Raw genomic sequence first — 22,749 nt, 5'->3', positions numbered from 1 at the left:
CTGGAGAGTGAGGTGACAGCGCTCGGGTCCCGCCACCAGGAGGTGCGGCATGACCGGGAACACACCTGACCGGCCACGCGGTGGACCAGGTACGCCCACCTCCACACGTCCCCCGGACCCGCACCGCCCCGGCGCACCCGGCGGCCCCGGCGTGCCCGACCCGCGCGCCGAGCACCGCAGGATCCTGATCATCCTCTCCGCCCTGATGATGGGCATGTTCCTGGCCGCCCTCGACCAGACCATCGTCGCCACCGCGCTGCCCACCATCGCGGGCGACCTGCACGGACTCAACCACCTGTCCTGGGTGGTGACGGCGTATCTGCTGACGTCGACCATCTCCACGCCGCTCTGGGGGAAGCTGGGCGACCTCTTCGGGCGTAAACAGCTGTTCCAGGCCGCGATCGTGATCTTCCTGGTCGGCTCGGCTCTGTCCGGGCTCTCGCAGAACATGATCGAGCTGATCATCTTCCGCGCGATCCAGGGCGCGGGCGCGGGCGGGCTGATCGTCGGCGCGCAGGCGATCATCGGCGAGGTGGTCAGCCCGCGCGAACGCGGCCGGTACATGGGGTACTTCGGCGCGGTCTTCGGCGCCTCGTCGGTGATCGGCCCGCTGGCGGGCGGGTTCTTCACCGAGCACCTGAGCTGGCGCTGGGTCTTCTACATCAACCTGCCGATCGGCGCCCTGGCGGTCTTCGTCATCGCCGCCGTGCTGCACCTGCCGCGGACCCGCACCCGGCAGCGGATCGACTACGCGGGCGCGGCCCTGCTGGGCGCGGCGGCCACGGCCGTCATCCTGCTCACCACCTGGGGCGGCACCACCTACGGCTGGACCTCCGGGCCGATCATCGGCCTCGGCGTGGCCGCGATCGTGTCGATCGGGCTCTTCGTGGTCGTGGAGCGGCACGCGGCGCAGCCCGTGCTGCCGCTGGTGCTGTTCCGGACGCCGGTCTTCGCGGTCGCCAACTCGATCGGGTTCCTGATCGGCGCGACCATGTTCGGCGTCATCATCTACATTCCGCTCTACCTCCAGACGGTCCACTCGGCCAGTCCGACCAGCTCCGGTCTCCAACTGCTGCCGTTGATCCTGGGGATGCTGATCACCTTCATCACCAGCGGGCGTCTGGTCACCTCACGAGGGCGCTACAAGATCTTCCCGATCTTCGGCACCGCGATCATGACCTTCGGCGTCTGGCTGCTCTCGCTGATGACGCCGACGACGAGCCTGGCGGTGTCGTCCGCCTACATGTTCGTGGTCGGCTTCGGCATCGGCCTGGTGATGCAGGTGCTGGTCGTCGCGGTGCAGAACGCGGTCCCGCACGAGCAGTTGGGCGCGGCGACCTCTTCGACGACGTTCTTCCGCACCATCGGCGGTTCGTTCGGCGTCTCGGCGCTGGGCGCGGTCTTCAACCGGCAGTTGACCGCCAACCTGCCCAAGTACCTTCCGCCACAGGCGGTCCAGCAGCTCCACGGCAGCACGGTGACGGCCAGCCCGTCCCAGCTCAACGCGTTGCCGCCGCCGATCCGGCACGGCTTCATCCAGGCCTTCGACGCCTCGCTGCACGTGGTGTTCCTGGTCGGCGTGCCGATCGGGCTGCTGGCGTTCGTGCTGAGCTGGTTCCTCAAGGAACTCCCGCTCCGCGACAAGGCCTACGTCTCGGCGTCCGACCCCGTCGACCCGGTGGAACCTGCAGCATCTGCGGCACCCGCACCGCCCGACGAGCCCGTGAAGCCGGACAAGCCCGTGGGGCCGGAGCCGGAGCCGGAGCAGTCCTGAAGCGCGTCGTGGCGTGACCGCAGGAAAGCGGCGGTCGCCGCGTTGTCCGAGCGCGCCAGCGCGGCCTCGTACGCCGCGAGCGCCTCCTCCCGTCGGCCGAGGCGGCGCAGCAGGTCGGCGCGGACGGCGTGGAGCACGTAGAGCCGGTCCAACTCCCCTGCGACCGCGTCCACCTGTGGCAGCGCGACCGCCGGACCGTCCCGCTCCGCCACCGCGACGGCCCGGTTGAGCGCGGTCACCGGGCTCGGCGCGAGGCGCAGCAGGTGGTCGTAGAGGGCGACGATCTGCGCCCAGTCGGTGTCCTGCGCGCACGCCGCGTCGCTGTGGACGGCGGCGATGGCCGCCTGAAGCTGGTAAGGCCCGGGAGCGTTGCGGCGCAGGCAGCGGCGGACCAGGTCCTGGCCCTCGGCGACCAGCGCGGCGTCCCAGCGGGAGCGGTCCTGGTCGGGCAGCAGCACCAGCGAGCCGTCCGGCGCGGTCCTCGCCGGGCGGCGGGACTCGGTGAGCAGCATCAGCGCCAACAGGCCGTGCGCCTCCGGCTCGTCGGGCATCAGCGCGACCAGCAGCCGGGCCAGCCGGATCGCCTCCGCGCACAGGTCCTGACGGACCAACTCCTCGCCGGCGGAGGCGGCGTAGCCCTCGTTGAAGACGAGGTAGAGCACCGCGAGCACCGAGCGGAGCCGGTCCGGCAGGTCCGCCTCGCGCGGGACGCGGTAGGGGATGCGGGCGTCGCGGATCTTCCCCTTCGCGCGGACCAGCCGCTGCGCCATCGTCGGTTCCGGCACCAGGAACGCCCGCGCGATCTCGGCCGTACTGAGCCCGCCCAACAGGCGCAGCGTCAGAGCGACTTGGGACGGGACGGCAAGGGCCGGGTGGCAGCAGGTGAAGATCAGGCGCAGTCGGTCGTCCGACACGGCTCCCTCCTCCTCCCGCTCGTGCGACCCGGCTCCGGCGTCGGCTTCGGCTTCGGCTTCGCCGTGCAGGGCCAGGGCCTCGGCGTGCCGGGCGTCGCGTCCCGCCTCGCGGCGCAGGCGGTCGACGGCGCGGTTGCGGGCGGTGGTGACGATCCAGCCCTCGGGGCTGGGCGGAGGACCGGTCTCGGGCCATCGCTGGACGGCGGCGACGAACGCCTCCTGGACCGCCTCCTCGGCGAGGTCGATGTCGCCGAAGGCCCGGACCAGGACGGCGACGGCCTTGCCGTAGTGGCTGCGGAAGACCCGCTCGATCCCGGCGACGTCAGGGATCTGCGCCACCTCGGGGACCTCCGCGACGTCTGGGATCTCCGCGACGTCAGGGATCTCCCCGATGTCGGGGGTCTCCGCGACCCCCGACACCTCGCCCGGGTCCCCCGGTCCGCCCGGCCCGCCCGGGTCGGCCATCAGCCGTCGGCCTCGCCCGTGAACGGCCGCACCTCGATGGCCAGCGTGGTCGCGCGTGCGGCCTTGCGGCCCCACTCCAACGCCGCGTCCAGGTCCGGCGCCTTCACGATGCAGATGCCGCCGAGGTACTCCTTGCCCTCGGCGTAGGGGCCGTCGGTGACCAGCACCTCGCCGGTCGACGGCTCGGGCCGCAGCAGGGTCGCGGTGCTCGGGTCGTGGAGGCCTCCCGCGAAGACCCACGCGCCCGCGGCGCGCAGTTCCGCGTGGAACACCTCCAGTTCCCGCATGATCCCGGCCAGCACCTCGGGTTCCGGCCGAGTGCCCTCGGTCGGTGTCACCACACTGAGCAGATACTGCTTCATGGTCTCCTCCTCCGGAGTCTCTTCACCCTCTGTACGAACGGGAACCCCGGGGATCGACAGCGGCAGCGACTCTTTTTTCCAGGATGAGCCGGAAACGTGAAGGACGAGCGGCGGAACGCGGCGCTACAGCTCCGGCGCGTCCCCCTTGACCGCCTTCTCCGGCGGGTCGTCGCTGAGGCGGTGCAGCCCGAGCAGCACGCCGATCAGGCCTGCCTGGTCGGGGCTGAGGCGTCCGACCGCGTCCAGCATCGACAACGGCGCGGCAGGCGCTGCGGGGGCGACAGGCTCCTGCTGCCCGGCGTTGTCGGCTTCGGGCGTCTCGGGCCGGTCCGGCTCCATGAAGCTCTCCATTCGATGTCGTGAGGAACCAGGTCGAGGCAGCATTTCAGATCATCAGCCCGGTCCGCTGCACCGGTCCACCCAACGGGTTCCTGTGTCCCGGTGTGTCCCGCCGTGCCCCGTTCGGCTCACCCGGGGCCCGCCCGGCACGCGTCCCGCGAAAGGAACGCGAAAGGATGGAGCCGACGAGTCGGTAGAGCCGCCCGGAGGTGGACCCCGTGGCTTGGGACGCAGGCGAGCAGTTCAAGAAGGACCTCGACGAGGAGCAGCTCGGCACCCCGGAGCAGTGGTACTGGTGCCTTCGCCACAACCGCGTCGAACAGGGCCGCCAGGACCCGGAACGTTTCCTGCTCGGCCCGTTCCCGACCGCGGAGGCGGCGAGCCACGCGCTGGAGTCGATCGACGAGCACAACAAGGCCTGGGACGCCCAGGACGACCCCGCCCGCCCGGACGGCGGCGGTGACGCCAGCGGCGACGACAGCGCCGACGGCACCGGGGAGGACGGCACGGAGAAGGGTGACCGGCCATGAACGAGATGTCCGACGACATGGCCCACGACGACAAGATGCTCTTCCTCGACGTCGCCGACGCCGACGCCGCCGCGGCGGTCTTCGACGAGATCACCCAACTGCCCACCGTCACGAGGGCGGTGCTGCTGGAGCGCGACGCGGACGGCCGGATCAGCGTGCCCAAGGACTACGACCCGCAGGCGGGCGGCGCGATGTTCGGACTCGGCGCGGTCGGAGCGCTGGTCGGCCTGCTGGGCGGCCCGTTGGGCGTCGCGATCGGCCTGACGCTGGGCACCGGCGTGGGCGCGGTCGCCGACGGCCGCGAGGCCGAGGACGAGACCGACGCGCTGATCGGCCTGACCGCGTGGGTGGACCCCGGACACTGCCTGGTCACGGCCGAGATGGTCGAGTCCGACCCCCGCTCCGTCGACGCCATCGCGGCCCGCCACCACGCCGTCCTGCACCGCGTCCCCGCCTCCGACGCGGCCGCCGACCTGGAGAAGCTGCGCGCGGCGGCGTCGCGATCGAACGACTGATATCGAGTAGCGACCGGCCCCCGCCCACGAGGAGTGAGCGGGGGCCGTTGACGTGACGTGCCGGAGGGTCAGCGGCGCGCTGCGGGCAGGCTCAGGCCGTTGAAGACGTCCGGGCCGAAGTCCGAGGCCGTGGCGGCGAAGCCAAGGTGGCCCTGGCCGTCCGCGCCGCCGGTGCGCAGGCCGAGCAGGTCCTCGAAGGTGCGCAGTGCCGAGTAGTGGTTGTAGCTGCCGGTGGTGTCGGTGCTGCCCGCCTTGATCCAGAACGGGTTGAGCAGCAGGGCGCCGACCTGTCCGCCGCCGGGCATGGTTCCGGCGGGCGGTTCCTGACCGGGTGTCAGGCCGTTGAAGCCGAGCAGCTGGTAGTAGGTCTTGCCACCGAGCGACGGGATCGGCGTGTTCAGCAGCGGCGAGTAGCCGGGGTTGGCGCTGCCGGGGCCGGGCTGCTCGTGGTCGCCCGCGGCGACGTCGGCCACCGAGCCCTCGTCGAACGTGATCATCACCAGCATCGACCCGTCCTTGTAGGCGGGCGAGTCGAGGATCAGCGGCATCCATGCCTTGAGAAAGGCGTCCGCGCCGACCAGCCCGCCGGTCGTGGTGCCCGCCGCGTTGACGCCGGCGCAGGTCGCGTCGTGGCCGTCGTCGCAGACGTTCGGGCTGACCATGGCGAAGCGCGGGGTGGTGAACGGGCTGGCCAGGTCCTGGGCCAGGTGGCCCTGGTAGTGGTAGCCGCCGCCCGTCTTCGCCGTCACCGTGCCGAGCGGCACGACGTGCTGCGCGCAGGACGACGCGTCGTCGGTGACCGAGTGGAAGAACGCGAACGGGTTGTGCCGGTCCACGTACTGGTCGGTGGTGCTCGACTTCACCTGCGAGCCGGTCGCGTTGGGGCCCTCGGCGTTCTCGGTGTCGTCCGCCCCGACGCCGTTCGTCTGCGTCGGGTGGGCGCAGTCGGTGCCGCCGCTCGGGTCGGGGGTACCACCGTCGCGGGCGGGGTCGTTGCCCATGTCGCCCGCGTACTCGCGCCAGTCGACGGCGGTGGGGATCCCGGGCAGGCGCCTGGCGTCCTGGAGCTGGCCGCCGATGGTCTGCACGTCCGCCGGGTAGACGCAGCCCTGGCCGTCGGTCTGGCCGGGGTAGCGCGCCTGGTCGGGGTCGGGCGTGCCGGGCAGCACGTCGTCGAAGGCGCCGCCGGCGGCCGTGGTGCAGTCGCTGCTGGTGACCTGGTTGGGCGCCTGGCCGGAGACCTGGGCGAGGTAGTTGTCCAGGCTGACGTGGCCCACCGCGTAGTAGCCGGGCAGCAGTTCGCCCTTGGGCACCAGCGTGCCGTTCAGGTAGGTCGCGGGCGAGCCGGACCCGAAGGTCTCGCCGTAGCTCTCGTTCTCCAGGTCGATCACCAGCACGTGGTCGATCGCCCCGGCGGGCGGCAGGGCGGTCCCGGCCGGGCGCGGCAGCGGGGCGGGGCGGGCCGAGGCGGCGGGTGCGGCGGCGGTGAGCGAGAGGGCCAGCCCGGTGGCGGCTGCTGCGACCAGGGTGGCCTTGTGCGGCGTTCGTCGCGTCATGCGAAAGTCCTTGTGTCTTCGGTCGTTCAGTCAGTAGGACATTGATCAGTCGATCAGTCAGTCGTTCAGTCGGTCGGCCCGCCGGACAGTCGATCAGTCCGTGACGCACAGGTGTCGAACGCCCGTCGAACGCCCTGGCATGGTCGGGCGACAGATCGGAGAACACAAGGCATGCGCAGACGCCGCCGGCCCCGAACCGTGGGACTGGTTCGGGGCCGGCGGCACGCGTAGGGGTCAGCCCCGGCGCGCGGGGTCCCAGATGCCGGTGATCGGCTGGGCGTAGAGGTCGTTCTTGGTCAGGCTGGGCAGGTGGAGCGCGGCCTCGACCGTGCGCAGCATGCTGTAGTGCGTGTAGCGCACGTCGCTCGTCGAGCCCGCGCGGACGCCCTGGGAGCCGAGGACCAGGGTCGGGATGCGCTGGAGCTGCTGCTGGCCGTCGGCCGCGTCCTCGTCCCAGGTGAGGATGAGGAGCGAGCGCTGGGTCTTCCAGGCGGGCGAGTTGAAGATCGGCGTGAGGGTGTTCTTCAGCCAGGTGTCACCGGCGGTGACGCCGCAGCCCTCCATGTCGTCGCAGTCGTCCGCGCTGAGCCAGGAGAACGTCGGGGTGGTGCTGGTCTTCTGCAGGTCCGTCGACATCTGCGTCAGCGGCAGCAGGTGGGACTTGCAGTTGGCCGGGTTGTCCTTGACGTCCTTGAAGAAGTAGAACGGCAGGTCGTCGATGGTGTACGCGCCGTGGGACGTGGTGTCGCAGGGACCGGCCGCGTTCTCCATGTAACCGCGCCAGCTGCCACCGGCCTTGGTGACCAGGTCGCCGATGTTCGGCGCGTCCACCGTGCTGGTGAACGGCGTGTTGTTGTTGACGTCGAAGAGGCTGCCGCCCGCCAGCGCAACGTAGTTGGGGTCGCTGGGGTGGGTCTCGGCGACCGCGTTCGTCAGGTTGGCGGCCTTGGGGACCAGGCTGTTGATGTACGGCGCGGCAGAGGTGTTGCCGATGATGCCGCTGTAGTCCTGGTTCTCCATCATGACCACGAAGACGTGGTCGTACCCGGGCACGTGCGCGACCGGCGGGGTGGCCGGGTGCGGGGCCGGGACCGGCGTGGAGAGGTGCAGGGCGAGGTTGTCGACGTAGCCCTGGGCGTGGCCGAGGCGGTCGTGCGGCTGCGGGCCGGTGACGGTCATCACCGTGCGGATCGAGCGGGTGCCGCGCGGAAGCTTGCCGACGGCCTGCTCGGGCAGCAGCTCGGTGGCGTAGCCGCGCATCTGCGGGGTGACCGCACCGAGGGTGGCGTGGCCGAGCACCCGGCCGTGGGCGTCGAGGAAGTAGCTGGTGACCGTCGAGTCGTCGCTGACCGCGCCCGAACCGCCGAGGTAGCCGGTCAGGTTGTAGGTGACGTCGCCGCGGTCGATGCGGTGCGCCGCCGCCGAGACGTTTGCGGTCTGGGTGCCGGTGCTGACGCCGCCGCCACCGCCGGAGAAGACGTTGTGACCGCGGTTCTTCGGGCCCGGCGTGGTCGCGGTGGGGAAGTCGGTGATGCCCTCGCCGCCCTGCGCACCGTAGGCCACGGAGTTGAGCAGGCCGGTGACCTGCCAGCCGGGGACGGTGTTGGTGTCGACGCCGACCTCGGTGCCGGCGCCCTGCTCGGCGTCGCCGTTGACGATCAGGTTCGGGCCGGACCCGACCTTCGGCGCGGGCGGCTCGGGGGTCGGGTGCGGGGTCGGCGGGGCGCCGACGTTCAGCGTGAGCGGACCGGCCAGCACGGTGTAGCCGTTGTTCGAGAAGAGGTAGACCTTGTAGGCGCCCGCGGCCAGGCCGTAGGTGTCGAAGGTGACGGTGCCGCTGGCGGCCGGGGTGTACTGCCAGGTGGTCGAGCCCTGGGAGCCGGGGGTCGCGCCCGGGGCGTAGAGGCCGACCCAGTTGGTCGAGCTCAGGTCCGACGAGGGAACCGAGTAGGAGAAGTTGACGGCCTCTCCCTTGTAGACCGGGCCGGTCGTGGTCTCGGCGAGGGTCGGGGCCGACGCGGTGGCACCCGCGACGGAGGGGAGTGCGGAGGCCTGGTAGCCACCGGCGGCGACGAGCGCGAGGGAGAGCGCTGCGGCAGCAGCCAGCGTGTGGCGCTTACCGAATCCGCGAAGTTGTTCAGACATGTTGCCGATCCTGAAGGTCTTCGGCGTGGTTTCCGGCAGCCTTCGGGTAACGGACGTCCGTCGCCCCGCGAAACATTTGGATCCTTGGCCCGCACCAGAACTGACTGGTCAGTAGTGCGCGCTGGGACTGGCCATTCACAGCTCGACCACAGGCGTGCCGCGCACCAGCGAATTTGTCCGACATCCGCGAACAGGCCGCCTGGCTGGATCAAAACCCCAGCTCCAAACGGACGTTGATTGTTCTCCAACAGGCTACCCGCGAGTATTGCACTTCGATCTGCGCGCTCCTACGCTCAACACCGCTTTCGAGCTTGTCCGGACAAGTCAACCCGATGGCAATGCCGTGCCCCGTAGGCACGGACCGTCCGAACCCCAGGAGCCCCCGTGCGTCACCCCCTGCTCGCGCGCCGATCCGCCTACCCCCTCGTCGCCGCGCTTGCGCTCACCGGCGCCGTCATCGCCCCCTCCCAGGCGGCCACTGCGGCCACCACCTCCCCGCAGCAGCTGTCTGTCTTCGCGTGGAACGTCGACCTGGGCACCGCGGTCGTCGACTCGGTCGAGAACGAGAACGCGGCCGGTCGCACCCCGACCATCGAGTCGATCATCCGCACGCACGACGCGGACGTCGTCATCCTCGACGAGGCGTTCAACAACACCTCCGACGGCAAGATCCCGTCGGCCCTCAAGGACCTCTACCCGTACGCGACCCCGGTCGTCGGCGAGACCTGCTCGGGCGGCGGCTGGACGGGCATCAGCGGCGACTGCTCCAACTCCCCGTTCGTCATCAACGGCGGGACGATGATCCTGTCGAAGTACCCGATCGAGAAGCAGTACGCGCACATCTTCTCCAACTCCACCTCCGGCACCTGGGACTACGACGCCAACAAGGGCGCCGACCTGGTCGAGCTGAACGTCAACGGGTCCAACGAGTGGGTCGTCGGCACGCACCTGCAGGCCGACCAGTCCGGCACCTCGACCAACACCACCCAGTCGACCCGGCTCGCGCAGCTCGGTGAGATCAAGAACTTCGTCAACGGCATCGTCGGCACCTCCGCGCCGGTGCTGATCGGCGGTGACCTCAACGTCGAGTACTACAACGGCGCCTCGCGCGGCGACTACACCAACGCCCAGAACGCGGTCGGCGGCGTCCTGGGCAGCCCCGCCCTGGACCCGAGCCAGACCATGTACACGATGGACTGCCCGATCTCGTCCTGGTGCCAGTACATGGGCGGGGTCGAGTCCTTCCCGACCAACTACCAGGACGACCTGGACTACATCGGCTACCTGAACGACGGCAGCCGCCCGGTGCCGACCTCGCTGCCCACCGTCGGCATCGCCTTCGACCCGCAGTCCGGCTGGACCAGCGGCCAGCTCGACACCAACGCGCCGAGCGACCACTACCCGGTGACCGCCACCTTCTCCCTGCCGTAGTCCCGCACAGCACCTCACGGCTCGGCGCCCCGTCCGATCGCTCCTGCCCGCGACCGGACGGGACGTCCGTTTTGGCCGTCGGCGGCGCGGAACCCTAGGATCCGGCCGTATGACCGACCGCGCCGCCCGCCCCGCAGAAGCCGCCCACGCCGATACCGCGCCGCTGCTGCTGGACGCGACCGCCTCCGGGCGGCCTGGCAGCATCCTGGCCGACGCCGAGCGCGCCGAGGCCGCGGGCGTCGACCGGCTGGTGGTCGCCGAGACCGCGCACGACCCGTTCGTCCAACTCGCCCGCGCCGCCGACCGGACCCGGTCGATCGAGCTGGCCACCGGCGTCGCCATCGCCTTCGCCCGCACCCCGATGACGCTCGCCTACGAGGCCTGGGGCCTGCACGAGGCCTCCGGCGGACGGGCGGTGGTGGGGCTCGGTTCGCAGATCAAGCCGCACATCGAGCGCCGCTTCGGGATGACGTGGAGTCAGCCCGCCGCGCGGATGCGGGAGTACGTCCACGCCGTCCGCGCGATCTGGAACAGCTGGCAGCACGGCACCCGGCTGACCTTCCGCGGCGACTTCTACCAGCACACGCTGATGACGCCGGTCTTCTCCCCCGAGCCGGTCGCCGCCGGTCTGCCACGGATCCTGCTGGCGGGTGTGGGGCCACTGATGACGGCCGCGGCGGGCGCGGTCGCCGACGGCTTCATCAGCCACCCGTTCACCACCGTCCCCTACCTGACCGAGCACGTCCTGCCCGGCGTCCTCGCCGCCCGCGCCCAGGCGGAGGCGGAGGGAGCGGCCTGGACGGACCGGCCGTTCGAGGTGGTCGGCAACGTCCTCGCCGCGATCGGCCGCACCGAGGAGGAGCTGGCCGCCAACCGCGTCCGGGTGCGCGAGCGGATCGCGTTCTACGCCTCCACGCCCGCCTACCGGGCGGTCCTCGACCGGCACGGCTGGGGCGAACTCCAGGACCAGCTGCACCCGTTGTCGGTTCGCGGACGCTGGCAGGAGATGGGCGCGCTGATCGACGACGCGGTCTTCGACGCCTTCGCGGTCGCCGGCACCCCGGCCGAGGCTGCCGCGGAGGTCCACCGCCGCTACGCGGGCACGGTCACCCGGCTCTCCGTCCACTCCCCCGACGACGCCGACCCGTCGCTCGCCCTCGACACCCTCACGGCGCTGCGACAGCTCGACGCCAGGCAGAACTGACGATCAGTCAACTATGCCTGCGTCCGGCCGGTGTGGTCAGCCACGCCACTGCGCGGGCGCCACGCCCGCCGTCGCGCCGGTCAGGTACGCCGTGATGCCCGCGGCGATGCCCCGGGCCGCAGACTCCCGCCACTCGGGCGAGGTGACGCGGGCTGCGTCGTCCGCGTTGCGCATGTTGGCGCACTCGATGAAGACGGCGGGCACGCGCGACAGGTTGAGCCCGCCGAGGTCGCCGCGGGTGACCAGCGCGGTGCCCTGGCCGAGGTAGCTGGAGTACGGCTCGCCGGTCGCCCGGGCGAAGGCGTCGCGCAGGGCGAGGCCCAACGCGCGGGACGGGCCGACGACGGCGCTGGTGTCCGCCGCGCCCGCGACGACGAGAGCGGGCAGGATCACGTGGAAGCCGTAGCCGTCGGGCCGCGCGCCGTCCGCGTGGATCGCGACGACCGCGTCCGCGTGCTCGCGGTTGCCGACGGCGGCGCGCTCGGTGACGCACGGCCCCCACGGCCGGTCGCCGTCCTGGGTCAGCACCACCCGCGCGCCCTCCGCGTCGAGCAGCGCGCGCACCCGCCGGGCGACGTCCAGCGTGAAAGCGGACTCGGGGTAGCCGCCGTCGGTCGCGGTACCGGTGGTGTTGCAGGCCTTGCGGCCGTTGCCCACGTCGACGAGCTGGTTGATCTCGGCCAGGTGGGCCGGGTTGCCCGGGTTGTGGCCGGGGTCGACGACGACGGTCCGCCCGGCCAGCGGGAGTCCGACCTGTGGAAGTCCCACGTGCGGGAGACCGACGTCAGCCGCCATGCGCGCTCCCGACGTTCCCGCACCGCCGGTCAGCAGCGCGCACAGGGCCAACGCCGCCGCCGTCGGGTACTGCCACATCCACCGCCGTGCCCGCATGCCGTCGCCCTCCGCTCCGGGCGGGCCTCCTGCGCCGCCACCGCTCGCCGCGGTTTCCAGCGGACCACGGGGACGGGCGTCGGCTCGGCGCGACGCACCAGCGCGCGGCGACGGTCCACCCGAACCGAGCAGCGCGCCCGGCACCGGCCCGGGCGCAGGCGCAGCGTCGGACGACCCGTCAACCGGCGCGTCAGCCGAACTCGGCCGCCACCGCCGGAGCAGGGCCGTCGAGGGCGCCGCGTCGGTCGGGCATGTGCAGGCTGACCATCCGGTACCAGCCGCCGACCCGCTCGAAGGCGTAGACGCCCTGGATCCCGGCCGTGATCGCCGCCGTCTTGGCCTTCGGCCAGCGCAGGATCTCGGCCATCCGGGCCATCACCGCGCGGCTGACGTCGCGGTAGACGCGGATCTCCACCTCCGCGGCGCCGTCCAGCAGATCCTTGATCTCGCGTCCCCGGCCCGTCGCGGCCAGCCGCAGGAGTTCCTCATGGCAGTAGGCGAGGTGGTTGTCCTCGTCGTGGCAGATCATCCGGACCGCACGGCCGATGTCCGGGTCCTCGCCGAAGTACCGGACCAGCAGCTGCATCTGCTCGGACGCGCGCTGCTCGGTCACCCGGCTGTGCGCGAGGTAGGCGACCACGTCCCGCTCCTCCAACGGCCGGTCGCCGCGCAGCTTCTGGTGCGAGAGGCCGATGCCGGCCTGCTCCAGCAGCATGGTGTAGTCGGTCTCCGGCGGGACGGGCACGGGCGTCAGCCCCCGCTTGCGCATCAGGGCGTTGAAGATCCGGCCGTGCTTGTCCTCATCCGCCCCGTGCCGGGCGACGCGTGGCGTCAGGTACTCCATGCTGTCGGGCAGCAGCGCGGCGATCCGGCCGTTCTCCCAGCCGCCCTGCGCCTCGCCGCTCGCGGCGACCGAGCAGAAGAGCCGGAACGCTTCGTCGTCGTCCAGGATCTCCTGGAACACGCTCTTGGCCGACAGCACATCCCTCACCCCGTCCGGATGATCGAGTCTTCGCCCCAGGCTCACCCGCCTGCTCGACCCCGGCAACCGGAACGCCACCGCGCGGGTGAGGTCGCGCGGTGCCAGCAGGCCAGCAGGCCAGCGGGCCTGCGTGTTCAGCCCGCCGGGCCGCTGCCGAGGCGGAGCGGCGAGGACTGCGCCTGGCCGTTGGCGTCGGTCCAGCCGATCGTGACCGAGTCGCCCGGGTGGTGCAGGTCCAGCAGCCGGGTGAGCGTGGTCGGGTCACCGACCTGGCTGCCGTTGAGCGAGGTGATGATGTCGCCGGGTGCCAGGCCCAGCCCATCGGCCGGCGATCCCGGGATGACCTGGACGATCTCCGCGCCGCTGGTCCCGGCCACCGACGCGTTGGCCGCGCCCACGCCGACGCCGAGCCAGGCGGTCGGGCCGATGTGGACGGTGCTCGACGAAAGCCCCGCGGCGATCGCCGCGGCCGTCTGCTGTGCCTGCGCTGCCGTGATGGCGAAGCCCTGGGCGGGCGCGGTCTGGAACTGGTAGCTGACGGTGGCCGCGGTGTCGATGCCGATCACCTGCCCCGACGCGTTCAGCAGCGGCCCGCCGGAGTCCCCGGCCTGGATCGGCGCGTCCACCTGGATCAGGCCGTTGAGCTGCTCGGAGCTGCCGCTGCCCTCGTCGCTGGCGATGATCTGCTGGTCGGTCCCGGTCACCGACCCGGTGGCCACCGCCGGGGTGCCGCCCTTGCCGCCCGCGTTGCCGAGCGCGGTGACCGCGTCGCCGACGGCGACCTTGGCGGCGGAGTCGAGCTGGAGGGTCTGCAGGCCGGACGCGCCGTGGAGTTGGACGAGCGCGAGGTCGTGGGTGCGGTCGTAGCCGATCACCGAGGCCGTGTAGGTGCGGCCGTTGCCTATGTCGACCCCGCTCAGCGAGGTGGACCCGGTGATCACGTGGTTGTTGGTGAGCACCTCGCCGTTCGAGGTCAGCACGATGCCGGTCCCTGCGGCGGCCGTTCCGGCCAGGCTCTGCTGACTGACCAGGTCGACCATGCCCGCGTCCACCTGGGATATGGAGAGCTTCGGCGGGGCCGACGGCGGCGAGGTCGCCGACACCGCCGGGACCGAGGAACCCGCGGACGCCGACGAGCCCGACGACGCAGCGCCGGACGATGTGCTGGACGAGCCACCGGACGATGTGCCGGACGAGCCGCCGGGCGACGTACCGGACGCGGCGCCGGAAGACGGCGAGGAGCTCCCGGAGGAACTCGCCGAGGACATCGACAGCGAGCATCCCGTGACTCCCAGGACGACCGCGACCGCGCAGCTCACGACCCCTGCCGCATTCCACCGCATGGCGCCTCCTCCGTGCTCGGCGCCCCCTTGCCCTGACCCGTGCCCCGTTGGCGGGCCCGGCACGCTCGTCAGGAAGGTAGGAACCGGATTTTCATGAACGGGCGGGTCTCATGAACGCGCAATCCCAGAACTCACGGCCAGCTTTTGACGGTCCATGGACAAACACGGTCCGCGATGACATGATCCTTATGCGTTCACGGCTCCCCCCGGCTCGCGAACGCCGGCGACCCCCGACTGGGCGGGGGTCGCCCCCCACACTTCCGGGCTCCTGTTCTGACGGAGTCTGATCCGAAGGTACACGTCTCCACCCCGCTCCACCTGCCGCTCCACCCACGACCCGCCTCGGTCTCCACCCGAGGTCCACCCGGCGCTCCACCCCGGAGCCGATCACGGCGGGCGCGCCGCTCGGCAGGCTTGAGGACATGAGCCTCACCGACTACCTCCTCAACGCCGTACTGGTCCTCCTCGTCGTCCGCCAGATCCGCGGATCCCGGCTCGACCTGGTCAATCTCGTGCTGCCGCTGGCCATCACGGTCGGCGTTGGCTTCAGCTACCTGCACTCCATCCCGACCGCCGGGAACGACCTGGTGCTGATCGGCGGACTGGCCGCACTCGGCGTGGCGCTGGGCGTCGGCGCGGCGGCGACCACCCGGCTCAACCTCGGCAAGGACGGGGTGCCGTTCGCCCGGGCCGGGGTCACCGCCGCCGCGCTCTGGGTCGTCGGCATCGGCCTGCGGATGGCCTTCGCCTTCGCCTCCACGCACGGCATGGGCCCGTCCATCGGCCGGTTCAGCGTCCAGCACTCGATCACCCCGCAGGCCTGGGTCGCGGCGCTGGTGCTGATGGCCCTCGGTGAGGTGGTCTCCCGGATGCTGGTCCTGCGGATCCGCGGCCACCGGCTCACCTCGAACGCCCGCCGCGCCCAGCTGGCCCAGGCGGCCTGAGCCCGGACAGTGCAGCACCCCATCGCACAGCACCGCACCGCGCAGCACCCGACGCCGGATTGACGTCGCCTCAGCGGAGAGGCGACGCCGACCCGGCGTCATCGACGTGCGCGCGCCGGACTCAGCGCGCTCAGCGCACTCAGTGCACGTGCCCGTGGGCGTGCGCTCCGGCGGGCTCCACGTCCTCAGCGTAGGCATGGCCGTCGTCGTCGACGGCGTACAGGTAGCTCACCCGCGCGCCGGGCGTGGCCAGCGCCGGTCGGTGCGGCGGGGTACCGTCCGCCACGGCGAGGGTGAGGTCGAGCAGGCAGTCGATCCCCTGGCCGGAGCGGGCGGAGGTGAAGACCACCGGCACACCCGGGTTGACCCGGTGGACCGCCGCGCGGAAGGCCGTCGGGTCGAAGTCGACCGCCTCGGCGAGGTCGTACCTGGTCACCACGACCGCGTGGGCGAGACCGAAACCCAGCGGGGACCGCAGCGGCCGCTGCTCCCCCTCGGTGACCGAGGTCAGCGCCACGCGCAGCGACTCGCCCAGCTCGTAAGGGGCGGGGCAGCTCGGCTCGCCCACGTTCTCGACGAACAGCAGCCGGGTCGGGTACGGCGGCCAGTCACGCAGGTGGGCGTCGACCATGGCCGGTTCGAGGTGGCAGAGACCGCCCGTGAGCAACCGCTTGACCGGCAGCTCCGCCGTCACCGCCGCCGCCGTCGCTCCCCCTTCCGCTGCCGCTGCCGCTGCCGCCGGGGCGTCCTCCAGCTGCGTCGCCGCGGCGAAGGCGGCGACCGGGAGGGCTCGCTCACGGGCACGGGCCAGCAGCGCCTCCAGCAGTGCGCTGCTGCCGCTGCGGGGGCCGGAGAAGAGGTTCACCAGCGTCGTCCCCCGCGCCGCGAGGTCGGTGCGGAGCCGGTCCGCGCGGACGTCGTACTTGGCGAAGACAGGCTGCGCCGGCCGGGTGACCCGGCACACGGCGTCAGGCCTCCCCGAGGGGTGCGGCGAGCGGCAGCTCGGTCCAGTGGACCTGGGCGATGCCCAGCTCCTGCTCGCACAGCGGGCCGCACGTGTGCCCGTCGTCCTGGAGCGCCGCCAACCACGCGTCACCCACCGGGTCCCACGCCACGGACATCTCCTGCGCCTGCTGCGACTCGTGCACCTGCTGCAATCCGCCCACTCCCGGTCACGTCCCCTGCGGTCGCCCAATGACAGGACCGTCATTACAGGGCCGTCGCACCGCGCTCCCCGCCCGCCACGCCGCGCGGTTCGCCCGCGCGTCCACCGTTCGGACGCGCGCACGCCTCGGATGCGCGGTGCCACCCGTACGCCCGTTCGGCTCTGTGCGCGTGCGGGAACCGGGTGCCGACGGTAGGTCTGTTGGACGGGCGTCACCCGATCGGGGAGGCCAGGAGTGCAGGAGGCGTCGTGTCCAACTATCCGCTGCTGAACGTGTTCTGGACCATGCTGGAGTTCTTCCTCTGGATCCTCTGGTTCTTCCTGCTGTTCAAGGTCCTGGCCGACATCTTCCGCAGCCACGACATGGGCGGTTGGGGCAAGGCCGGCTGGATCATCTTCGTGATCGTGCTGCCCTTCCTCGGCGTCCTGGTCTACGTGATCGTGCGCGGCCGTTCGATGGGCGAACGCGACATGGAGCGGGCGCAGCAGGCGGACGCGGCGTTCAAGCAGTACGTCCGCGACGCGGCCGGGACCTCCGGCGCGGCGGGCGCGGGCGGTGCGGCGGGGACGGCCGGGGCCACGGCCTCGGGCGGCGGTGCGTCGTCCGGCCACGTCGAAGACCTGGCCAAGCTCGTCGACCTCAAGAACAGCGGCGCGCTCACGGAGGACGAGTTCCAGCGGGCCAAGGCGAAGCTGCTCGCCTGACCGGCCCGGTCACCCTCGCGGTCAACCGTCCAGCACCCCGACCTGCCCCGGAGGAGCGCTCCATGCGCCGATATCCCCCGATCGCCGACCACGGCCTCGTCGGCGACCTGCAGAGTTGCGCGCTGGTCTCCTCCGAGGGCGTGGTGGACTGGTTCTGCGCGCCGCGCTTCGACTCGCCCAGCGTCTTCGCCTCCCTGCTCGACCACGACCGGGGCGGCCACTTCTCGATCACGGCCGACGTCCCTGCGGACGAAGTGACGGTACGTCAGCTCTACTTCCCGGACACGGCGATCGTGGTGACCCGGTTCCTGACCGCGGCCGGGATCGGCGAGGTCGTCGACTTCATGCCGCTGGCCGACGACCCGAAGCAGGCGGACGAGGTCCGGCGGCTGGTCCGCGCCGTCCGGGTGGTGCGCGGCAGCGTGCCGTTCCGGCTGGAGTGCCGACCGCGGTTCGACTACGGGCGCGCGCTGCACGTCGCGGAGCGGAACCCCGACGGCGGCATCTCCTTCCGCTCGGCGGACGCCGACGCGTCCGTGTACCTCCAGGCCGTCGGCGCGCTCGGCGCCCTCGATCTGGAGCGGCGCGCGGACGGCGGCCGGGACGACAGCGCGGGCGACGACGCCGACCACGAAGACGTCACCGCGACCTTCACTCTGACGCACGGTCAGTTCGCTGCCTTCCTGCTGACCACCGGCCCGGCCGACGCCGAAGCACCGGTCCCGCTGCAAGGGCCCATGCTGCGCAGTGAGTTCGAGCGGACCCGCCGCTTCTGGCACGACTGGACCGGCCGCTGCCGGTACAAGGGCCGTTGGCAGGCGGTGGTGAACCGGTCGGCGATCACCCTGAAGCTGCTGAGCTACGCCCCGACCGGCGCGCTGCTGGCCGCGGCCACCACGGGGCTGCCCGAGCAGATCGGCGGCGAGCGCAACTGGGACTACCGCTTCACCTGGATCCGCGACGCGTCGCTCTCCGCCAGCGCGCTGATCCGGCTCGGCTACATCGAGGAGGGCGACGCCTTCCGCCGCTGGCTGGGCGGGCGGATCCAGGCGGGACGGACCGCGTCGGGCGAACCGCTGCAGATCATGTACCGGATCGACGGCGACCCGCACCTCACCGAGGAGATCCTGCCGCACTTCGAGGGCTACCGCGGCTCAGCCCCGGTCCGGGTCGGCAACGGCGCGGCGGACCAACTCCAGCTCGACATCTACGGCGAGGCCATCTACGCGCTGTTCCAGCAGGGCCCCGAAGCCCTCCGGCTGGCCCTGGAGGCGGGATACGACGGCTGGGTGACGCTCAGTCAACTCGGCGACTGGCTCTGCGACCACTGGGACCGCGCCGACGAGGGCATCTGGGAGACGCGCGGCGGCCGGCAGAACTTCACCTACAGCCGCCTGATGTGCTGGGTCGCGATCGACCGCGCCATCCGCGTCGCCGTCGAGTTCTCCCGCCCCGCCGACCTCACCCGCTGGACCGCGACCCGTGACGCGATCCTGCGCCAGGTGATGGAGCACGGCTGGAACGAGGAACGCCAGGCCTTCGTCCAGTCCTACGGGAGCACCGTGCTGGACGCCTCGCTGCTGCTGATGCCGCTGAGCGGCTTCGTCTCCTCGCGCGACCGCCGCTGGCTGGCGACGCTCGACGCGATGGGCGAGGAGCTCGTCTCCGACAGCCTCGTCTACCGCTACAACCCCGAGGCTTCCCCCGACGGCCTGCGGGGCAGCGAGGGCACCTTCTCGCTCTGCAGCTTCCTCTACGTCAACGCCCTGGCCCGCGCGGGTCGACTGGACGAAGCCCGGTACGCCTTCGAGAAGATGCTCACCTACGCCAACCACGTCGGCCTCTTCGCCGAGGAGATCGGCCCGACAGGCGAGCAACTCGGCAACTTCCCGCAGGCGTTCACGCACCTGGCGCTGATCGACGCGGCCATGTCGCTGGACGAGGAACTGGACCACGAAGAGCGGCAGCGGTAGCCGGGAGGGAGACCCGCCATGCGCGAGCGCGGGACTGCCGTCGTCAGCGGCGTCGCCCGTGCCGGGCGCGCGACCTGGGCCTACATCCGCCGTGCGCCGGGGACGTTCGTCTGGCTGGCCATCCTCTTCGTCACGACGCTGATCATCCGCCACGTCGCTCCGGCCGCGGCGGACCGGATCCTGGAGCGGCGCTCCACGAACATCCACTACCTGGAGAAGTCCCCGATCCGGGTGCTGATCACCAGCGCGCTGTGGATCGCGGGCAGCGGGTGGTTCTCGTACTTCGTCCTCTACAACATCTTCCACGTCCCGGCCGAACGCTGGCTGGGCACGCTGCGCTGGCTCTGCGTCGCCGCGATCGCGCACGTCGGCGCGACGTACATCAGCGAGGGCGTCCTGTATTGGAGCATCCAACATGGCTACGCGCCCGAGTCGGCGCGCTACACGCTCGACTACGGCGTCAGCTACGCCCTTGCGGGCGTGGAGGCGGTCCTGACGTACCGGATCGCCAAGCCCTGGCGGTACGTCTACGCGGCGGCCGTCGTCCTCTACTACGGCCTCGACCTGATCCAGAGCCGCGACTTCACCAGCGTGGGCCACTTCAGCGCTGCGCTGATCGGCTTCGCCTGCTACCCGCTGACGCGCGGGCGCGGCGAGCCGTGGGACCCGGCGGAGGCGCTCCGCGCTGTCCGTAGGCGGCTTTCCAAGGCCAATTAACTGCGCTGCCGCCCAGTTCGCTGATGGTCAGCCAGTTGGTGGTTCATGTGATCCGTGTCACTCTCGCGAGCATCCCTTCAGCCGCATTTGTGCTCGATGGGGCCATCGGGAATCGGGCAATCCCGTGGCAATGACCCAGCCGGGGAGCCCGGAATGAGTTGGATCGTCGAGAAACTGCTGAGGATGGACACTCAAGTCTTCCTCAAGTTTGTGCTGTGTTCGCGTCAATCTACCTAGTGTCTGCGCAAGCGGTAGCGGTTACCGCACTCGGCAGAGGCCGAAAAGTCCAGGGGGAAAGATGCGTTCCGTTTCACATATCACGAGGGTCGCGCTGAAGGGCGTCACCGTCGCGAGCGTGGTCGCGGGGGCCATGCTCGCGACGGTCGCGCCTGCCAGCGCACACACGGCTGCGCCCCACAGTGTCAACCCCGGTGCGGTCGTCCCGCAGGGTGCCTGCGGCGGCGACCCGGGGCCGTTCGTGGAGGTGCTCACGAACTACGGCACCTACTACAACGTCAAGTCTGGGCCGTTCGTCGACGACAACGGCACGGGGAACAACTCCACCACCAGCTTCTCCAACACATGGAGTGGCACGATCTCGGCAACCATCAACGCCAACTTCCACGTCAGTGAGAGCACGCTTGTGGAGGGGGTGTCCGCAGACCTGGGGCTGTCTCTGACTGCCTCCGCCACAATCGGCGGGAGTCACACCGTCACCTACACGGTCGCCCCGCACAAGGCGCTCCACGCCGAGTATGCGGAGTTCCAGGCTGACACCTACGACGAGACCTACAGCCTCAACAGTGTGTGCGCCAAGACGACCATCGCGGAGGGGGAGACCTACTTCGACGAGGGCGACGGCTGGCACACCTGGCTGACGAACTATTAGGTTTGAGCATGAGCAAACAACAGATGCGCCCCGTGGTACTCGGTATCGCCGGAATGGCATTGGTGTGCGGCGTGGCAACCGCCTGCACCTCTGGAGCTGCGACCCCCGCTCCATCGCACACAAGCTCGGCCACGCCCAGTGCCACGATGCCCGCGTTCCCGACGGTCCCTCAGCAGAACCTGCTGGCGTCGGCCTCCAACCAGGCGGGGCAGAAGAGCTACACAACCCTGACTCTTGCCAGCCGCTCGATCACCATTCAGCTCGGGTGCATCGGCGGTGGGGGAAAGCTGGCCGTGTCGGCACAGATCTATCAGGGGAGCGCCAAGCCGATCTACCAGATCAACAGGCAACCTTGTGAGGGCAGCGTTCAGAAGGTCTCCCTTACCGCCGACAGCACGGCACCCCTCAAGATCGACGTCTCATCTCAGCCGGGCAGCGTCTTTTCGCTCCTGGCGACACAGGGGTAGGCGCATCTGTCAGTCCTGCGGTGGTTGAAGCGAACTCGTATCGTCTCGGCCACCGTGGGTCCTGGTCAGCCACGAACGCCAGCACCAAAGCGGCCCCGGTCGACGTCTCGAACCCCGAGCGTCTGCCGGGGCCGCTGTATACGAGGCGAGGAGACGGCCCATTAGCTCAACGTGGTTAGGCCACTCCTAGGGTCTCCATGTGCGCGCAGACTCATGATTGGACAGGCCGCATGTACTTCCTGCGCGTGCCCGGGACCGACGCGGGCTCAGACGTGAGTGTGTAGGTGTAGCGGGTGGCGTCGGAGGGTGTCGCGGTCGTCTCGGTGATCAGAGGGAGTCCAGAGTCTGCGGCGACGGTGACGCTGTATGACCAGTAGGTATTTGGGCTGGTCGAGTTTGAGCGCTGTGGTTTCGTCGGGCTGCGGCATGCGGGCGCTGATGGATTCCCGCCACTGGAGCGGCCCGTGGGCCTTGGTCAGTGCAGCCTGGGCCTTGGGGTGCGGCATGGCCGGGTTCTTCGCGAGCGGCGCACCATCGGGGCCAGTTGATGCGGGCTGCGGTCGGTCAGTGAGGCGGGGGTGCGCTCGATCTGGGAGCTGAGCGACAAGGCTCGTCCGGTGCCCGTGATCGTGCTGGTGGACGAGGTGGCAGAGCTGTACCTCATGGCCTCCAGCGCTGAGAAGGCGGAGGTGGGCCGGGTCTCGACGGCGTTGCTGCGGCTGGCGCAGCTCGGCGCGGCGCTCGGCGTGCACCTGGTCGTTGCCGGTCAGCGGGTGGGCTCGGACCTCGGAACGGGGGTGACTGCGCTGCGCGCGCAGCTCGGCCGCCGGGTCTGTCACCGCGTGAACGATCCCGCCACGGCGGACATGGTCCTCGGTGACTTCAGCAAGGACGCCGTGATCGCCGCGCAGCAGATCAGCCACACCCAACAGGGCGTCACGGTGACCTACGTCGACGGACAAGTCATGCGCGCCCGCTCGTTCCTGGTCACCCCGGACCAAGCCCGGAAGTCCTCGGGCAGGTACGCCCACATGACGCCGGTTCTGCCGCCGCTGGGTGACCCCCCGGCTCCTGCCATGCCGGAGGCGCTCGGCGTGCACTTGGTGAAGGCAGACCCCATGGTCGACAGCCCGCCGGACGGCATGGCGGACTCGGGCGGGGAAGCGGGCCCGATCGGTGGGGTGATCGACCGATGACGCTCGCCATGCCGTTGGTCGGCTTCCTCGCCGTGGTCGTGTTCCTGCTGATCCGCTCCGGCGAACTGCGCGTCTGGCAGGTGCTCGTGCTGACGATGTTCGGCTTCTACCTCGCCCGCAGCCCGCTCGGGAACCCCCTGGACTTCACCGTCCAGTGGCTCATCAACGGCTTCACCCACCACTCGTAGCACCACCTGACCGAACGGGAGCACCCCATGCCATCCAGCCCAAGTCACCCCCAC

23 protein-coding genes and 1 pseudogene are annotated in these 22,749 nt (G+C 71.0%); 14 read left to right on the top strand and 10 right to left on the bottom strand.

Features of this window, described 5'->3' with window-relative positions; translation table 11 throughout:
• Positions 1–49: 49 nt before the first annotated feature.
• Positions 50–1,429: pseudogene (locus I2501_RS39250) on the top strand (MDR family MFS transporter); the annotation flags it as partial.
• A 218-nt stretch (positions 1,430–1,647) separates the two neighbouring features.
• On the opposite strand, the gene I2501_RS12725 reads toward I2501_RS39250, so the two are convergent.
• The 3 genes from I2501_RS12725 to I2501_RS12715 all read right to left on the bottom strand — a co-directional run bounded on the left by I2501_RS12725 (position 1,648) and on the right by I2501_RS12715 (position 3,854).
• A complete protein-coding gene (locus tag I2501_RS12725; protein ID WP_196194023.1) occupies positions 1,648–3,153 on the bottom strand; it encodes an RNA polymerase sigma factor in 1,506 nt (501 codons plus the stop codon).
• Complete coding sequence (locus I2501_RS12720; protein ID WP_196194022.1) at positions 3,153–3,515, bottom strand: YciI family protein; 363 nt, start codon at positions 3,513–3,515, stop codon at positions 3,153–3,155. Before I2501_RS12720 ends, I2501_RS12725 begins: the two co-directional genes overlap by 1 nt.
• A 123-nt stretch (positions 3,516–3,638) precedes the next feature.
• On the bottom strand, positions 3,639–3,854 hold the full coding sequence (locus I2501_RS12715) for a hypothetical protein (protein ID WP_196194021.1): 216 nt from the start codon (positions 3,852–3,854) through the stop codon (positions 3,639–3,641).
• A gap of 218 nt (positions 3,855–4,072) precedes the next feature.
• Between I2501_RS12715 and I2501_RS12710 the strand changes: the two genes are divergently transcribed.
• Positions 4,073–4,384, top strand: a complete 312-nt coding sequence (locus tag I2501_RS12710) for a hypothetical protein (protein WP_196194020.1) — start codon at positions 4,073–4,075, stop codon at positions 4,382–4,384.
• Complete coding sequence (locus tag I2501_RS12705) at positions 4,381–4,899, top strand: histidine kinase (RefSeq protein WP_196194019.1); 519 nt, start codon at positions 4,381–4,383, stop codon at positions 4,897–4,899. The genes I2501_RS12710 and I2501_RS12705 overlap by 4 nt, the downstream gene beginning before the upstream one ends.
• Before the next feature lie 68 nt (positions 4,900–4,967).
• On the opposite strand, the gene I2501_RS12700 is transcribed toward I2501_RS12705, so the two are convergent.
• Together I2501_RS12700 and I2501_RS40230 are read right to left on the bottom strand one after the other, a co-directional pair.
• Positions 4,968–6,455: a phosphoesterase gene (locus I2501_RS12700; RefSeq protein WP_196194018.1), complete on the bottom strand. Its 1,488-nt coding sequence runs from the start codon at positions 6,453–6,455 to the stop codon at positions 4,968–4,970.
• A 234-nt stretch (positions 6,456–6,689) separates the two neighbouring features.
• Positions 6,690–8,600, bottom strand: a complete 1,911-nt coding sequence (locus I2501_RS40230; RefSeq protein WP_196194017.1) for an alkaline phosphatase family protein — start codon at positions 8,598–8,600, stop codon at positions 6,690–6,692.
• A gap of 384 nt (positions 8,601–8,984) precedes the next feature.
• Here I2501_RS40230 and I2501_RS12690 point away from each other — a divergent pair, with 384 nt between their 5' ends.
• Positions 8,985–10,031, top strand: coding sequence for a sphingomyelin phosphodiesterase (locus I2501_RS12690; RefSeq protein WP_328806337.1), 1,047 nt, complete (start codon positions 8,985–8,987; stop codon positions 10,029–10,031).
• A 109-nt stretch (positions 10,032–10,140) separates the two neighbouring features.
• Positions 10,141–11,235 (top strand): TIGR03617 family F420-dependent LLM class oxidoreductase, encoded by a 1,095-nt coding sequence (locus I2501_RS12685; protein ID WP_196194016.1) that lies wholly within the window; start codon positions 10,141–10,143, stop codon positions 11,233–11,235.
• 36 nt (positions 11,236–11,271) lie between these two features.
• On the opposite strand, the gene I2501_RS12680 is transcribed toward I2501_RS12685, so the two are convergent.
• The 3 genes from I2501_RS12680 to I2501_RS12670 form a co-directional block, all read right to left on the bottom strand.
• The gene (locus I2501_RS12680; protein WP_196194015.1) at positions 11,272–12,126 is read right to left on the bottom strand and encodes an N-acetylmuramoyl-L-alanine amidase; all 855 of its coding nucleotides are present in this window, start codon (positions 12,124–12,126) and stop codon (positions 11,272–11,274) included.
• A 190-nt stretch (positions 12,127–12,316) separates the two neighbouring features.
• Complete coding sequence (locus I2501_RS12675; RefSeq protein WP_196194157.1) at positions 12,317–13,108, bottom strand: ferritin-like domain-containing protein; 792 nt, start codon at positions 13,106–13,108, stop codon at positions 12,317–12,319.
• 134 nt (positions 13,109–13,242) lie between these two features.
• A complete protein-coding gene (locus I2501_RS12670; RefSeq protein ID WP_215909527.1) occupies positions 13,243–14,148 on the bottom strand; it encodes a S1C family serine protease in 906 nt (301 codons plus the stop codon).
• Here I2501_RS12670 and I2501_RS38790 point away from each other — a divergent pair.
• Both I2501_RS38790 and I2501_RS12665 read left to right on the top strand, forming a co-directional pair.
• Positions 14,147–14,548 carry a hypothetical protein gene (locus I2501_RS38790; RefSeq protein ID WP_215909526.1) on the top strand — a complete coding sequence of 134 codons (402 nt, stop codon included), beginning with the start codon at positions 14,147–14,149 and terminating at the stop codon, positions 14,546–14,548. The two genes, I2501_RS12670 and I2501_RS38790, sit on opposite strands and share 2 nt — an antisense overlap.
• A gap of 325 nt (positions 14,549–14,873) precedes the next feature.
• On the top strand, positions 14,874–15,395 hold the full coding sequence (locus tag I2501_RS12665; RefSeq protein ID WP_196194013.1) for a hypothetical protein: 522 nt from the start codon (positions 14,874–14,876) through the stop codon (positions 15,393–15,395).
• 139 nt (positions 15,396–15,534) lie between these two features.
• Here the strand turns inward: I2501_RS12665 and hypB are convergent, their stop codons facing one another.
• Both hypB and I2501_RS39235 read right to left on the bottom strand, forming a co-directional pair.
• On the bottom strand, positions 15,535–16,359 hold the full coding sequence (gene hypB / locus I2501_RS12660) for a hydrogenase nickel incorporation protein HypB (protein WP_328806336.1): 825 nt from the start codon (positions 16,357–16,359) through the stop codon (positions 15,535–15,537).
• Between the two features lie 4 nt (positions 16,360–16,363).
• Positions 16,364–16,552 carry a hypothetical protein gene (locus I2501_RS39235; protein ID WP_236046160.1) on the bottom strand — a complete coding sequence of 63 codons (189 nt, stop codon included), beginning with the start codon at positions 16,550–16,552 and terminating at the stop codon, positions 16,364–16,366.
• Positions 16,553–16,809: 257 nt separating this feature from the next.
• On the opposite strand from I2501_RS39235, the gene I2501_RS12655 reads away from it, so the two are divergent.
• The 7 genes from I2501_RS12655 to I2501_RS12625 all read left to right on the top strand — a co-directional run bounded on the left by I2501_RS12655 (position 16,810) and on the right by I2501_RS12625 (position 22,695).
• Positions 16,810–17,265: an SHOCT domain-containing protein gene (locus I2501_RS12655; RefSeq protein ID WP_196194011.1), complete on the top strand. Its 456-nt coding sequence runs from the start codon at positions 16,810–16,812 to the stop codon at positions 17,263–17,265.
• Positions 17,266–17,327: 62 nt separating this feature from the next.
• Positions 17,328–19,238, top strand: a complete 1,911-nt coding sequence (locus I2501_RS12650) for a glycoside hydrolase family 15 protein (protein WP_196194010.1) — start codon at positions 17,328–17,330, stop codon at positions 19,236–19,238.
• Between the two features lie 18 nt (positions 19,239–19,256).
• On the top strand, positions 19,257–19,955 hold the full coding sequence (locus tag I2501_RS12645) for a rhomboid-like protein (protein ID WP_196194009.1): 699 nt from the start codon (positions 19,257–19,259) through the stop codon (positions 19,953–19,955).
• Positions 19,956–20,253: 298 nt separating this feature from the next.
• Positions 20,254–20,844, top strand: coding sequence for a hypothetical protein (locus I2501_RS12640; RefSeq protein ID WP_196194008.1), 591 nt, complete (start codon positions 20,254–20,256; stop codon positions 20,842–20,844).
• A gap of 8 nt (positions 20,845–20,852) precedes the next feature.
• Positions 20,853–21,311, top strand: a complete 459-nt coding sequence (locus I2501_RS12635) for a hypothetical protein (RefSeq protein WP_196194007.1) — start codon at positions 20,853–20,855, stop codon at positions 21,309–21,311.
• 578 nt (positions 21,312–21,889) lie between these two features.
• Entirely contained in the window at positions 21,890–22,507 is a 618-nt protein-coding gene (locus I2501_RS12630) for an FtsK/SpoIIIE domain-containing protein (RefSeq protein ID WP_328806335.1), read from the top strand.
• Positions 22,504–22,695, top strand: coding sequence for a hypothetical protein (locus I2501_RS12625; protein ID WP_196194006.1), 192 nt, complete (start codon positions 22,504–22,506; stop codon positions 22,693–22,695). Before I2501_RS12630 ends, I2501_RS12625 begins: the two co-directional genes overlap by 4 nt.
• Positions 22,696–22,749 lie beyond the last annotated feature (54 nt).

Source organism: Streptacidiphilus fuscans, from assembly GCF_015690355.1.
GTDB lineage: Bacteria > Actinomycetota > Actinomycetes > Streptomycetales > Streptomycetaceae > Streptacidiphilus > Streptacidiphilus fuscans.
This window is presented reverse-complemented; position numbering and strand designations above follow the sequence as displayed.

Excerpts from the sequence above, each read along its gene's own strand:
- I2501_RS12635 (WP_196194007.1), top strand. The coding sequence starts at position 20,853 with ATGAGCAAACAACAGATGCGCCCCGTGGTACTCGGTATCGCCGGAATG.
- I2501_RS12700 (WP_196194018.1), bottom strand. The coding sequence starts at position 6,455 with ATGACGCGACGAACGCCGCACAAGGCCACCCTGGTCGCAGCAGCCGCC.
- I2501_RS40230 (WP_196194017.1), bottom strand. The coding sequence starts at position 8,600 with ATGTCTGAACAACTTCGCGGATTCGGTAAGCGCCACACGCTGGCTGCT.
- I2501_RS12725 (WP_196194023.1), bottom strand. The coding sequence starts at position 3,153 with ATGGCCGACCCGGGCGGGCCGGGCGGACCGGGGGACCCGGGCGAGGTG.
- I2501_RS12640 (WP_196194008.1), top strand. The coding sequence starts at position 20,254 with ATGCGTTCCGTTTCACATATCACGAGGGTCGCGCTGAAGGGCGTCACC.
- I2501_RS12665 (WP_196194013.1), top strand. The coding sequence starts at position 14,874 with ATGAGCCTCACCGACTACCTCCTCAACGCCGTACTGGTCCTCCTCGTC.
- I2501_RS38790 (WP_215909526.1), top strand. The coding sequence starts at position 14,147 with ATGCCCGCGTCCACCTGGGATATGGAGAGCTTCGGCGGGGCCGACGGC.
- I2501_RS12645 (WP_196194009.1), top strand. The coding sequence starts at position 19,257 with ATGCGCGAGCGCGGGACTGCCGTCGTCAGCGGCGTCGCCCGTGCCGGG.
- I2501_RS12670 (WP_215909527.1), bottom strand. The coding sequence starts at position 14,148 with ATGGTCGACCTGGTCAGTCAGCAGAGCCTGGCCGGAACGGCCGCCGCA.
- I2501_RS12685 (WP_196194016.1), top strand. The coding sequence starts at position 10,141 with ATGACCGACCGCGCCGCCCGCCCCGCAGAAGCCGCCCACGCCGATACC.
- I2501_RS12720 (WP_196194022.1), bottom strand. The coding sequence starts at position 3,515 with ATGAAGCAGTATCTGCTCAGTGTGGTGACACCGACCGAGGGCACTCGG.
- I2501_RS12650 (WP_196194010.1), top strand. The coding sequence starts at position 17,328 with ATGCGCCGATATCCCCCGATCGCCGACCACGGCCTCGTCGGCGACCTG.
- I2501_RS12715 (WP_196194021.1), bottom strand. The coding sequence starts at position 3,854 with ATGGAGCCGGACCGGCCCGAGACGCCCGAAGCCGACAACGCCGGGCAG.
- I2501_RS12705 (WP_196194019.1), top strand. The coding sequence starts at position 4,381 with ATGAACGAGATGTCCGACGACATGGCCCACGACGACAAGATGCTCTTC.
- I2501_RS12625 (WP_196194006.1), top strand. The coding sequence starts at position 22,504 with ATGACGCTCGCCATGCCGTTGGTCGGCTTCCTCGCCGTGGTCGTGTTC.
- I2501_RS12680 (WP_196194015.1), bottom strand. The coding sequence starts at position 12,126 with ATGCGGGCACGGCGGTGGATGTGGCAGTACCCGACGGCGGCGGCGTTG.